At 39.1% G+C, this 12437-nt stretch carries 16 protein-coding genes; 15 read left to right on the forward strand and 1 reads right to left on the reverse strand.

The features are described from left to right. The first annotated feature begins 2 nt into the window (after positions 1 to 2). The 6 genes from C9J36_RS06400 (at position 3) to C9J36_RS06425 (ending at position 5336) form a co-directional block, all read left to right on the forward strand. The gene (locus tag C9J36_RS06400) at positions 3 to 731 is read left to right on the forward strand and encodes a metal ABC transporter ATP-binding protein (RefSeq protein ID WP_107942560.1); all 729 of its coding nucleotides are present in this window, start codon (positions 3 to 5) and stop codon (positions 729 to 731) included. An 11-nt stretch (positions 732 to 742) separates the two neighbouring features. Further along, positions 743 to 1612, forward strand: coding sequence for a metal ABC transporter permease (locus tag C9J36_RS06405; RefSeq protein ID WP_107942561.1), 870 nt, complete (start codon positions 743 to 745; stop codon positions 1610 to 1612). Further along, positions 1612 to 2481: a metal ABC transporter permease gene (locus C9J36_RS06410; RefSeq protein ID WP_107942562.1), complete on the forward strand. Its 870-nt coding sequence runs from the start codon at positions 1612 to 1614 to the stop codon at positions 2479 to 2481. The genes C9J36_RS06405 and C9J36_RS06410 overlap by 1 nt, the downstream gene beginning before the upstream one ends. Before the next feature lie 174 nt (positions 2482 to 2655). Beyond that, positions 2656 to 3495 (forward strand): lipoate--protein ligase family protein, encoded by an 840-nt coding sequence (locus C9J36_RS06415; protein WP_066163682.1) that lies wholly within the window; start codon positions 2656 to 2658, stop codon positions 3493 to 3495. Between the two features lie 12 nt (positions 3496 to 3507). Continuing rightward, positions 3508 to 3879, forward strand: coding sequence for a DUF4181 domain-containing protein (locus tag C9J36_RS06420; protein ID WP_107942563.1), 372 nt, complete (start codon positions 3508 to 3510; stop codon positions 3877 to 3879). A gap of 569 nt (positions 3880 to 4448) precedes the next feature. Beyond that, the gene (locus C9J36_RS06425; protein WP_066163678.1) at positions 4449 to 5336 is read left to right on the forward strand and encodes a DMT family transporter; all 888 of its coding nucleotides are present in this window, start codon (positions 4449 to 4451) and stop codon (positions 5334 to 5336) included. A gap of 64 nt (positions 5337 to 5400) precedes the next feature. Here the strand turns inward: C9J36_RS06425 and C9J36_RS06430 are convergent, their stop codons facing one another. Further along, positions 5401 to 6285, reverse strand: a complete 885-nt coding sequence (locus C9J36_RS06430) for a DUF1385 domain-containing protein (RefSeq protein WP_201261926.1) — start codon at positions 6283 to 6285, stop codon at positions 5401 to 5403. 172 nt (positions 6286 to 6457) lie between these two features. Between C9J36_RS06430 and C9J36_RS06435 the strand changes: the two genes are divergently transcribed. From C9J36_RS06435 to C9J36_RS17270, 9 genes are all read left to right on the forward strand, one after another. Beyond that, complete coding sequence (locus tag C9J36_RS06435; RefSeq protein WP_107942564.1) at positions 6458 to 6907, forward strand: hypothetical protein; 450 nt, start codon at positions 6458 to 6460, stop codon at positions 6905 to 6907. Between the two features lie 32 nt (positions 6908 to 6939). Then, positions 6940 to 7368, forward strand: a complete 429-nt coding sequence (aroQ, locus tag C9J36_RS06440; RefSeq protein WP_066163672.1) for a type II 3-dehydroquinate dehydratase — start codon at positions 6940 to 6942, stop codon at positions 7366 to 7368. A gap of 16 nt (positions 7369 to 7384) precedes the next feature. Continuing rightward, positions 7385 to 8443: a M24 family metallopeptidase gene (locus C9J36_RS06445; protein ID WP_066163670.1), complete on the forward strand. Its 1059-nt coding sequence runs from the start codon at positions 7385 to 7387 to the stop codon at positions 8441 to 8443. 17 nt (positions 8444 to 8460) lie between these two features. Further along, complete coding sequence (gene efp / locus C9J36_RS06450; RefSeq protein WP_066163668.1) at positions 8461 to 9018, forward strand: elongation factor P; 558 nt, start codon at positions 8461 to 8463, stop codon at positions 9016 to 9018. A gap of 108 nt (positions 9019 to 9126) precedes the next feature. Beyond that, positions 9127 to 10131, forward strand: a complete 1005-nt coding sequence (locus C9J36_RS06455) for an NAD(P)H-dependent flavin oxidoreductase (protein ID WP_107942565.1) — start codon at positions 9127 to 9129, stop codon at positions 10129 to 10131. 658 nt (positions 10132 to 10789) lie between these two features. Next, positions 10790 to 10999, forward strand: a complete 210-nt coding sequence (locus C9J36_RS06460) for a stage III sporulation protein AC (protein WP_066163666.1) — start codon at positions 10790 to 10792, stop codon at positions 10997 to 10999. Positions 11000 to 11001: 2 nt separating this feature from the next. Then, a complete protein-coding gene (locus C9J36_RS06465; RefSeq protein ID WP_066163665.1) occupies positions 11002 to 11376 on the forward strand; it encodes a hypothetical protein in 375 nt (124 codons plus the stop codon). Between the two features lie 3 nt (positions 11377 to 11379). Then, a complete protein-coding gene (locus C9J36_RS06470) occupies positions 11380 to 12291 on the forward strand; it encodes a stage III sporulation protein AE (RefSeq protein ID WP_066163663.1) in 912 nt (303 codons plus the stop codon). Continuing rightward, positions 12288 to 12425 (forward strand): hypothetical protein, encoded by a 138-nt coding sequence (locus C9J36_RS17270; protein WP_161485061.1) that lies wholly within the window; start codon positions 12288 to 12290, stop codon positions 12423 to 12425. Before C9J36_RS06470 ends, C9J36_RS17270 begins: the two co-directional genes overlap by 4 nt. The last annotated feature ends 12 nt before the right edge of the window (positions 12426 to 12437 follow it).

Raw genomic sequence — 12437 nt, forward strand, 5'->3', positions numbered from 1 at the left:
AGATGGAAGCTTTAACTGTTGAAAATTTATCGGTTGCTTATGATAAAAAAAAGGTGCTTGAAAATGTCAATGTGTCAGTACCAACTGGGCATTTAGCTGCGATTATTGGACCAAATGGCGCTGGCAAATCGACTTTTTTAAAAGCGATATTGAACCAACTGCCAAATAAAATTGGCAAGGTGGAGATTTTAGGAAAGTCCTTTTCGCCGAAGAGCTTAGTTGTTGGCTATGTGCCCCAACGCAATGCTGTGGATTGGGATTTTCCAACGACAGCGATTGATGTAGTGTTAATGGGGCGCTACGGACACCGCGGGTTATTTAAGCGCCCAACAAAGCATGATAGAGTGCTTGCCATGCAGGCGTTAACGAGTGTTGGAATGCAGGATTTTGCAGAGCGCTCAATCGGTCAGCTATCAGGAGGACAACAACAGCGTGTGTTCCTAGCTAGGGCATTAGCGCAAAATGCAGAGATTTATTTTTTAGATGAGCCGTTTGCAGGGGTTGATGCCGCAACGGAAAAAACAATTATTGAGATTTTAAAAAATTTAAAGGCACAAGGAAAAAGTATTTTTGTTGTTCATCATGATTTGCAAACTGTAACAGAGTATTTTGACTACACTATTTTATTAAATAAAACAATCTTAGCTGCGGGAAAAACAGATGAAATATTTACGAGAGAGAAGCTACAGCAAACGTATGGTGGCAAATTATTAATGATGGAAGCGATGTAAGGAGGGGTAAAATGCTAGCAGGAAATTTACTTTGGGTTTTAATTGGAACATCGCTTCTTGGTATAGCAGCAGGTATTACAGGAACGTTTTCCTTTCTACAAAAGCAAAGCCTAGTCGGTGATGCTGCCGCACATGCAACATTACCGGGAATAGCTATCGCCTTTTTATTGACAGGACAAAAGGAGCTACCTGTTTTAATGCTTGGTGCAGCCATTACCTCAGCTCTTTCGATTTACTGCATCCAATGGATTGTCACATATTCCAAGCTTAAGGCAGATGCGGCAATTGGGCTAGTGCTTGCTGTGTTTTTTGGCGTAGGCATTGTACTATTAACAATTGTCAATCGAAGCCCGCTCGGTAATCAAAGTGGCCTAAATGATTTTATTTTTGGCAAAGCAGCAGCGATGACAAAATCAGATTTAACTTGGTTATTTATGAGTGCGATAATTATTATAGCAGTGAGCCTTTTCATGTATAAAGAGTGGAAGCTTATTATTTTTGACCCAGTCTATGCAAAGGGAATTGGTTTACCAGTAGAAGCATTGAAAGCTTGTTTAACAGCACTTATTGTGATGACGATTGTCACAGGGATTCAGGCGGTCGGTGTAATTTTAATGTCAGCATTGCTTATAATTCCAGCAGCAAGTGCTAAGTTGTGGATGAAAAGGCTTCATACAATGCTATTGTTTAGTGGTATTGCTGGAGGCTTGGCAGGTATTGTAGGTACATTTATTAGCTCACTACGTGTGGGGTTATCAACAGGGCCGATTATCGTTTTATGTGCTGCAAGCATCTTTTTCATTTCCTATTTATTTAGCCCAAAGTCTGGACAGCTAAGTAAATATAGAAGAAAAAACAAATTTCAGCAAGGTGAAGTATGATGATTGAATTTTGGGTTATTTTAACAGGTGTTTTAGTTGGAGCTACGTGTGGCATTGCAGGTGTCTTTTTAATTCTTCGTAAAATGTCGATGATTGCAGATGCAATTAGTCATACAGTATTATTCGGTATAGTAATGGCCTTTATCATTACACAATCATTAAACGGCTTGTGGATGTTAGTTGGTGCAGCAATCGCAGGGATTTTGACTGCTTATTTAGTGCAGTTACTGCAATCCTCGGGCATTCAAGAGGATGCGGCAATTGGTGTGACGTTTACGACTTTATTTGCCCTAGGCGTTTTACTTATTACATTATTTGCAGGAAATGTTCATTTAGATGTAGAGCATGTATTAATGGGCGAAATTTCCTTTGTTCCATGGGATAAATGGACAATTTTATCCATCACAATGCCAAAAGCTGTTTGGATGCTGCTGCTTGTCCTAGTAATTAATGTGGCATTTCTTATGTTATTTTATAAAGAAATGAAGCTTTCAACATTTGATTATGTTTATGCGGCGACAATCGGCTTGCCGGTAATTTTATTGCATTATGCTTTTATGACAACAATTTCCTTAACAACAGTTGCTGCATTTGATAGCGTTGGAGCGATTTTAGTTGTAGCAATGTTAATTGGCCCTGCTGCAACTGCGTATTTAATTAGTAAATCGATTAAGGAAATGTTTGTCTGGAGTGTGAGCTTTGGTGTTGTTTCAGCCCTTGTTGGCTACTATGCAGCAAAATGGCTCGATACATCCATCGCAGGGATGATGGCTAGCGTTGTCGGAATATTTTTTATTGTGATATTTATAGTGGATAAATGTCAGCAGCGCTTAAATAAAAAAGCAGTTGCAAATAAAAGGTCTTTTTAGAAATCGGAGGCTGCTTTTGATGCTAGTACTATAATGCTTCAAAAAAGCAATCGCTGTCTAGAAAGTGGTGCGTTAGCCACTTTTCAGGCAGCGCTTTTTTATATTTTCAAACAAATTGTTTACTCATAGTCTATTATCTATGGTAATTTAGAAGAGGAAAGTTTCGTCAAGGAGATGACAGCAGTGGAAAAGTGGTATTTTATTAATTCAGGACCTTGTTCGCCATCCTTTAATATGGCTTTGGATGAGGCATTACTTGATTGGCATAGCGAGGGAAGCATCCCGCCGGTAATTCGCTTTTACGAATGGAACCCAGCGACATTGTCGATTGGCTATTTCCAGCAGGCAGAGCGCGATATTGATTTGGAAGCTGTAAGGCGTCAAAATTTAGGATTTGTACGTCGGCCTACTGGCGGACGAGCAGTGCTTCATGACCAAGAGCTTACGTATTCAATTATTGTGACAGAGGAATACCCAAATATGCCGAAAACGGTAACAGAGGCTTATCGTGTATTAAGTGAGGGTATTTTATTAGGCTTTAAAAATTTAGGGTTGAATGCCTATTTTAGCGTACCAGATACAGAGGAAAAGCAAGAGGATTTAAAGAAGCCTAGAAGTGCCGTATGCTTTGATGCACCTAGTTGGTATGAGCTCGTAGTAGAGGGCAAAAAAGTAGCAGGTAGTGCGCAAACACGTCAAAAGGGTGTTATTTTACAGCATGGAGCCATTTTACTAGAGCTAGATGAGGAAAAGCTATTATCTGTTTTTAAGTTTTCTTCTGACAAAGTGAGGCAAAAAATGCGTGAAAAACTGCCTGAAAAAGCTGTAGCGATGAATCGATTTGTAGACACGCCATTTACAATTCCGCAATGTGTTGAAGCATTTAAGGCAGGCTTTGAAACGTCGCTACAAATTGAACTCGTTCCTCATACATTAACAGAGGAGCAGTTAGCTTATGTGAAGGAGCTAGAAGCAAAGAAATACGCCAATGATGAGTGGAATTTTAGAAAATAATGGAGTGTGCGTATGGAGTATTTAGCTATTTTTATAATTGTTATCCTTTATCAATGGCTGTTCATCCCGATTTTAAAACGAAAAATAGGTTATATTCGCACCCAAGACACACTGTTTTATCAATATAAAACAAAATGGCAGCTCCCGTTTGAATTAGCTATTATTGCACTTGTTGTGCTATGTATCCTATTATTTACGCCGAAGCTTGCGCTGTGGTCTGTTGTCTTTGTGCCAATTGGCTTTGTCGTGATTTTCGTGGTGCGCGGCATGTTAGAGAAGAAATATGCTGCTGATTTACGCCACCATATTATTTCATTTGTCCAAGCATTTGCGATTATGATTGCGTTTACAAGCATTTTTATTTATAGCATGTTGATGAAGTGAGAGCTGTCCATAGTAAATGTTTGCTAAAAGTATGTGCTAAGGGCGCGTCCCAAAAACGGTAATTCTTCAAAAAGCTAATTTCTTAATAACAAGAGGGTTCTTTGAAAAAGTGAGAAATACTGCGTTTAGCAGATTTTCGTCCGAATATAAATAAATGGGTGGAGTTGGCGTTTTCATTGCATCGTAAGCAGGGTCACCTCGGCATAGGATAAAAGTCGAACCTCTTCCCGGCGCAGTGAAAAATTAGCTTTACGCTCAATATAAATTCAAAAGAAAGCTGCTAAACTAGGTGTTTATCGTATACGCAAAGACATGTTCCTCTGTTTTATCTAGAGATTCCTTTGATGAAACATCACCGAAAGCGTCCCAAAGGCAGAAGATGTACTGCTTTTGGGACGCCCTTTCTTTTGTAGTAGTAATCTAGGATTGCTAACAGAGCTACCAAACGTATTACTACAAGAGAAAGGCGGTTTTTTTCGATGAATTATCGAAAAATTTACTTAATTTGTGGGGAAAGCGCAGTGATTTCTCCTTTTTCTGCTATTATGGAACAGTGAGGAGGAACGGAAGTGAAAAAGTATATTGGAGATGCCATGATGCTCACAACAGCAATTGTTTGGGGGAGTGGCTTCGTTGTAACAGCGATTGCATTAAAATATTTAACTGCCTACCAAGTAATGGCAGGGCGTTTTATATTGGCGGCACTTATTTTGTTATTATTATTTGGTTATAAATTGAAGGGGCTACGTTGGTCAGTTGTTTGGAAAGGAGCGGTATTAGGGACAATTTTATATGTTGCTTTTGCTTTTCAAACAGTAGGATTAGAATATACAACCGCATCGAAAAATGCCTTTTTAACAGCAGTAAATGTTGTTATTGTGCCTTTAATTGCATTTGTTTTCTATAAAAGAAAAATTGATGGCTATGAGATGTTTGGTTCAGTTTTCGCTTTAGTGGGGATTGGCTTATTGTCGCTGCAAGGCTCTTTAATGATGAATATAGGCGATATATTAACACTAATTTGTGCTGTAGGCTTTGCGTTTGATATTTTTTATACGAATTATTTTGTGCAAAAAGAGGATGCACTCCTTTTGACGATTGTGCAGTTTGTGACAGCGGCAGCTATTGGTACATTTGTGGTGATTGTGCAAGGAGATATCCCAACGACAATCGCAAAAGAGGGGATTTATTCTATTATTTATTTAGCCGTTTTCTCAACGACGCTTGCTTATGTCTTTCAAAATGTTGCGCATAAATATACGACCGCAACGAAGGCGGCCATTATTTTATCAACGGAAGCTTTATTTGGTACATTGTTTTCCATCTTATTTTTACATGAAATATTGACGTTTAAAATGACGATGGGTGCATTATTAATTATGGTAGCGATTTTAATCGCGGAGCTGAAGCCAGCCTATTTCAAAAAGAGGATGATGGACAAGCTACAGCGACGGTGATGCGTTTTTACATAATAATGAGAAGAAGGGGGCTGTCCGATTTTTGGACAAGCCCCCTTTTCACTTAATCATGATGCAAAGTTGCAGCCATCTCTGGGTTCTGCTCTACTTCATGTAATTTTTTAAATGAAGCAATAGCTACTTCGACTTGGTCGTCCTTCGGCTCCTTTGTTGTTAAAAGCTGTAGCCAAAGGCCTGGATAGCCTAAAAAGCGTAATACAGGCACACCTCGTAAAGCATTTGTCGCCTGTAGCACTTCGAAGGAAATACCTAATACGACAGGAATTAATAAAATACGGTTGACGATGCGTAGCCATAGTGGGTCTGTTGGTACGAAAAAGTAGACGAACATGCCGACAATGACCGTAAATAAAATAAAGCTAGAGCCGCATCGATAATGCAGACGTGATTGCTTTTGTACATTTTCTACTGTTAGCTCTAAGCCAGCTTCATGACAATTAATCACCTTATGTTCAGCACCGTGATATTGGAATACGCGTTTAATAATCGGTGTCATCGCAATAAGCTGTAAATAGCTCAGTAATAAAATAAGCTTAATTGCTGTTTCTAAAAAGATTTGCCCTGTTTTATTCGGCACCCAAACGGTAAAGAAGTCAGCTAAAATCGCTGGCAGTAATGTGAAAACTAGTTTTCCAAATAAGAATGACAGTACTCCAACAACTGCTACGCCTAAAATCATTTGTAGCTTTGATGGCTCCTCGCTATTTTCCTCTTCCTCTCCGGGCGTTACATCGTAGCGCTCGCTTGCAAATTGTAAATGGCGTGAGCCGAAGCCAGCCGATTCAATTAATGCAACAACACCTCGCACGAAAGGAATCTTCTTTAATTTTTGATACAACGGTTTTTTCTTTTTTTCTACATGAAAATAATCAATCGACTGATCATTGCGGCGTATCGCAGTAATCATATGCTCTTTTCCAGCGAACATAACGCCTTCTAATAGCGCCTGTCCACCATATACGGGTACTTCCTTGCTCACTATGTACACCACTCTCTTAAATAGATTCTAAATTATTGTACTAAATTTTTTCGTAAACGACTACGAAAATGCATACGGCTTGTGAATTTTGGTGAAAATACAAAGAAAGGGAGGCATTTCTATGTTATTGGCGATGATTACAAGTATTGTCGGTGCAATTGGTTTTTCGTGCATGTTAAAGTTTTTACATTATTTTAATTTCATTTCTTGGCATCCAATCGGCTTTGTGAAAAAGTGGGAGCTAGCAATCGCACCGTTTACTGCATGGTTTTTGCTAGGGCTATCACTATTTATTTTATTTTTCATTATCTATATTTTACTTCAATATGCTTGGCGTGTACCAGCATTTTTCACTTCTTTAGTTATCGGGCTAGCATTTGCCTTTTTAGCAGAATGGATTATCTATGATTTACCAGCGGAAAAAGCATCCTTTAAAAAATTATCGATTCCATTTATTGTTATAACGATAGCGACATGTCGCTTTGTCATCGAAACAGCACAATTTCATTATTATAATAGAAAATTCGCCTATCGAAATAAGTTGATGTATAAAAACACTATGATAAAATAAAATTATGTCATCAATTAAAGGGGGGATATAGAGTGAAATTGCTCGTATTAAATGGACCAAATTTGAATCGTCTAGGCAAGCGCGAGCCTGAGATTTACGGAACGGAAACTTTAGCTGATATTGAGGCAAGATTGCAGTCACTGGCGGCAAGCTTTCAATGTGAAATTGATTTTCGTCAATCCAATCATGAAGGGCAGTTGATTGATTGGATTCATGAGGCTGAAGATTATAAAATGGCGGGCATTGTTTTCAACCCGGGAGCTTATACACATACAAGTGTTGCTTTACGCGATGCAATTGCATCTGTTAGTGTCCCTGTCATTGAAGTACATATTTCAAACATTCATAAGCGTGAGCCATTCCGCCATCATTCGATGCTAGCAGCTGAATGTGTCGGCCAAATTTGCGGTCTTGGCACAATCGGCTATGATTTAGCTGTACGCAAATTTTTACAACAATAAAAAGGGGAATAACTTCATGAAATTAACAAAATTACGTCAAGCATTAATCGACGAAAAAATCGATGCCTTATTAATTACAAATGGCTATAACCGCCGCTATATGACAGGCTTTACGGGTACTGCAGGTGTAGCAATCGTGTCAAAAGACGATGCGGTATTTATAACGGATTTCCGTTATACTGAGCAAGCAGCAGAGCAAGTGAAAGATTTCCGCATTGTTCAACATAGTGGCTTAATTGTTGATGAAGTGGCGAATCAGGCTGCACTAATGGGCGTTCAAACGATTGGATTTGAAAAAGAGGCGCTTACATATAGCGCATACGCACAGTACAAAAATGCAATTAAAGCAGAATTTGTACCAACTGCGGGTTTAATTGAAAAAATTCGCTTGATTAAGACAGAGCAAGAGATTAATATTATTAAGGCTGCATGTGAAATTGCAGATCATGCATTTACACATATTTTAGGCTATATTGAGCCGGGGAAAACAGAGCTTGATGTGTCGAATGAGCTTGAATTTTTCATGCGTAAGCAAGGTGCGACAAGCTCGTCATTTGATATTATCGTAGCAAGTGGTGTGCGCTCCGCATTGCCACATGGTGTTGCGACAAACAAAGTAATCGAAAAGGGCGATTTTGTCACACTTGACTTCGGTGCACTATACAATGGCTATATTTCTGATATTACACGTACAATCGCAGTAGGGCAGCCATCCGAAAAGCTTGTAGAAATGTATAATGTCGTATTAGAATCACAGCTACTTGCTTTAGAAAAAGTAGGACCAGGTATGACAGGTATCGAGGCGGATGCAGTAGCACGGGATTATTTAACAGCAAAGGGCTACGGTGAGGCATTTGGTCATTCCACAGGGCATGGAATCGGTTTAGAAGTGCATGAGGGGCCGGGGCTATCGTTCCGTTCAGAAACAGTGTTAGAGCCGGGAATGGCTGTTACAATTGAGCCAGGTGTCTATTTACCTGGAATTGGTGGCGTACGTATCGAGGACGATATACTAATTACGGCAACAGGTAATGAAAAATTAACTCATTCTACAAAAGATTTAATTATTTTATAATTTGGAGGAAAATGAAGATGATTTCAGTAAACGATTTTCGCACAGGCCTAACAATTATCGTTGATGGCCAATTATACCGTGTTCTGGATTTCCAACACGTAAAGCCAGGTAAAGGTGCTGCATTTGTGCGTTCAAAACTACGTAACCTTCGTAACGGTAACGTCAACGAGAAAACGTTCCGTGCGGGTGAAAAAGTAGAGAAAGCGATGATTGATAATCGCAAAATGCAATATTTATATGCGCAAGGGGATGCTCATGTATTTATGGATATGGAATCATATGAGCAAACTGAATTAGCAGCAACGCAAATTGAGGATGAGTTATTTTATTTATTGGAAAATATGGAAGTTCACATTCAATCATACCAAGGCGAAATGCTAGGGATTGAATTACCGAATACTGTTGTATTAGAAGTTGCTGAAACAGAGCCTGGTATTAAAGGCGATACAGCTTCAGGTGGCTCAAAGCCAGCTAAAATGGAGACAGGTTTAATGGTAAACGTACCATTCTTCGTTAATGCTGGTGATAAATTAATTATCAACACAACTGATGGCTCGTATGTTTCACGTGCATAATGAGTGAAATAGCAGGCTGGTTTGTAGGCGTTAAGCTTACGAGCCAGCTTTTTTCTATAGTAACAATAAGTCAAAAGTATTACAATAAGATGGAAGGAGTGATGAGAAATGTTACAGCAATTTCAAATTAATAAACCAATTATTCAAGCACCAATGGCTGGTGTAACAACGCCGCAGCTTGTAATCGCTAGCTGTGAGGCAGGCATATTAGGCTCGATTGGTGCAGGCTATTTAGATGGTGCTGCAACAAGAGAATTTATTCAAGCTGTAAAAAAGGGGACTAATAAGCCTTTCGCTGTAAATTTATTTGTACAAGAAGAGCCGAAAATAGATGTTGCGGTGTTACAGGAGGCACGTGTAGCATTGCAGCCAATATATGATGAACTAAATATTGCCCCTGTACAAACAGTTATTTCGAAGGATGTGTACTCAGAGCAATTGCAAGTTGTCATTGATGAACAAGTGCCGATTTGTTCATTTACATTCGGTATCCCGAGCGCTACGGAAATTGAGCGTTTAAAGGCAGCGAATATTTACATAATTGGTACGGCAACTACGCTACAGGAGGCGCAGGCTGTGGAAGCGGCTGGATTTGATGCAGTCGTACTACAGGGTAGCGAGGCTGGCGGTCACCGAGGTACTTTTACAGAGCCTTTGCAATTAATTACGACTGAAGAATTATTGGTACAAGTAATAGGTCAAGTGGCAATCCCTGTCATTGCAGCAGGTGGAATCGCAACAGCTAGTCAAGTAAAAAATGCCTTGGCACAAGGCGCTACGGCAGTGCAAGTAGGAACCGCTTTTTTAGTAGCAATTGAAAGTGAAGTTTCACCATTATATAAACAAGCTATTTTACAATCAGAACATGACATGACAACATTAACGAAAGCATTTACAGGAAAGTTTGCGCGCGGCTTAAAAAATGATTTCACAGAGCGCTTGAAGGACGCCGTCGTTGCCCCATATCCTTTACAGCATCATTTAACAGTAGCAATTCGCAAAGAAAGCACTGTACAGGGACGCCCTGAATTTTTATCGCTATGGATGGGAGAAAATAGCCATTTAGCGAAGGAAGCAACGGTTGCGGATATTGTGGAGGAGCTACTTAAATAAAGGGAGCGAGCAAAAATAGTGCGACTGCACTACAAACAAGCAGTAAGCTTAGTCGCCTCTGCAATTCTAAAAATATTCGCATATAAACCTCCGATGTGCAATGCATAATTAATATGATAAGACAGGGGCTGTCTCAAAAGGCAGCCTCGTTTTGTAAGTGCACTAAAAAAATTGATTTTCACCTACATACATGACTCCTATTCTCAAAGAAGCTTTCCAGCCATAGCTTTTTGAAACATCATCAAAAGCAGGCGATGCACACCTCCTTACCCTTTATGAAGATATACAGCCGATAGATATACCTCAATGAAATTTAATATTTCTTATATACAATGGGAGTTGTCCGAAAAGTCCATTTTGTTTTGCCACCGCATTGAAATCGATGTTTTCATCGCTTTCCTTTTACTGAAGGATAACGCTGCTAAAGTCAATGTTCATCCCATTTTTAAAAGAGGCGTTCTCTGTTTATAGGAATCAACATTTTGTGAAACATCATCGCTACTGTCCAAAATGCCGGCTATGCACGGCTTTTTGGACAGCCCCAATTGGCTCCTCTTGATTATTAATTACGAAATCAGAAGCTCATTTACGTTATATCAGATAAGGTTCTATACTATCCCGGAACTACATATAATGCGGTACGTAAGGAGGCTAGGCTTTGGAGCTTCAAGATGTACTTCGTGTTGCAGGGGTAGGGCTTGTGATTGCCTTGCTGCATGTATTTTTTGAGCAGACAGGAAAAAAGGAGTTTTCATTTTTTCTATTTTTTATTGCTTATTTGTATATGACAGCAGAGCTCATTCGTTTTTTACGTTTGTTTTTCAATGAAATACTTATTTTCTTTCAATGGCTTACTTCTTCGGGGTGACGATGACAACGATATTTGCTGTGGTAATTTTACTTTTGCTCCTGCAATTAATTAAACAAGCAATTCCTTCACTACATTCTTTATTCACCATTATTTTTACATTCATTTTTCTGCAATTCGTTTTTGTACAATCTATCATACCGTGGGCTCGTCATTTTGTAACCATTATCCAGCATGTTCCCTATGCACTATCCTTACTTTATACAGCTATCGTGTTTTTATTGAGTGAGTTTATGTTTACGTTACTCGTGGACCATGAATATGAAGCGTTAGGGGAGGTGATGCGTATCGCTGTTCGTATCGCACTCGTCACATATTGGATGACCGAGCTAGAACCAGCGATACAAGCATTGTCAAATTTACTCAAAAGGGTGTAGTAAATGGACACGCTTATCAACGTCTTTCGTGAACCAATTTCAAATATTATATTCCTCATTGCAGTTGTCTCATTATACACATTAGTTTTTTTAATTATCGAAGCATTTGCACCTAGTGCAAAATCATGGCTAGAATCTTTATTTATTATTTTGCTTGTTTTGACAATAGGGGAGCTTGTCATAGAAGCTTTTCGAATCATGCGAGAGTTTGCCGAAATTTTATCTGCCTTTTTTTTAGCACTTATTCCCGTACTGACATCCGCAATGATTGTTCTTCAATCCATTTTAGCATTTGTTGCTTGGAGTCCGCTCGTCCTATTTTTATTGCAAATGCTTATGCATATTACGAATAAAGTGATGATCCCTGCGCTACTCGCTGCACTGTTATTTGACTTTTGCAGTCGTTTTGTACAAGGTATTTCTTTTAAAAAGCTAGCTGATTTGTTACGTATGACGTCGATGAGCTTAATTGCAGCATCATCATTAGCACTTTCACTCATCCTAACGATTTCTGGAGTCGCTTTCTTTGCGGTCGATTCTTCTGTCACAACCCCGTTAAAAAAGGTGGTAGAGCAAGCGATTCCCTTAGTAGGGTCAATCGTTGTGCAAGGCTTTTCAATGTTTCAAAAATTTCAAGGAACAGCGACAACAATTACTGGCTTTACAATGATTAGCGCTTTTTCAGTTGCCTCCTTTTATCCAGCAGGCACACTTTTGTTATATGCATTTAGCTGTAAATTGCTTGCCGCAATTACAGAGCCATTTACGAGTTCCAATGTCAGCGGTCTCATTGATGATATAGGAAATACACTATTTGTTTTATGCGCTATTGCGATATTGCTAGCTATTACTTTTATTTTCATTTGGTTATTATTATTTGTCATTATGCAGTTAGGGGTGGGCAAAAATTTGTGATGACGATATTAGCACTCGTTGTAGTTGGACAATGCTTATTATTGATTGCAGATGAGCAAAGATTTATTGTTTATGTTCGCTTGGCTCTCTTCCTTTGTTTTTATGCTTATATCGCAGATTTCTTGCGCATATAAAGGAAAGGCATC

Source organism: Metasolibacillus fluoroglycofenilyticus (assembly GCF_003049645.1).
Classification (GTDB): domain Bacteria; phylum Bacillota; class Bacilli; order Bacillales_A; family Planococcaceae; genus Metasolibacillus; species Metasolibacillus fluoroglycofenilyticus.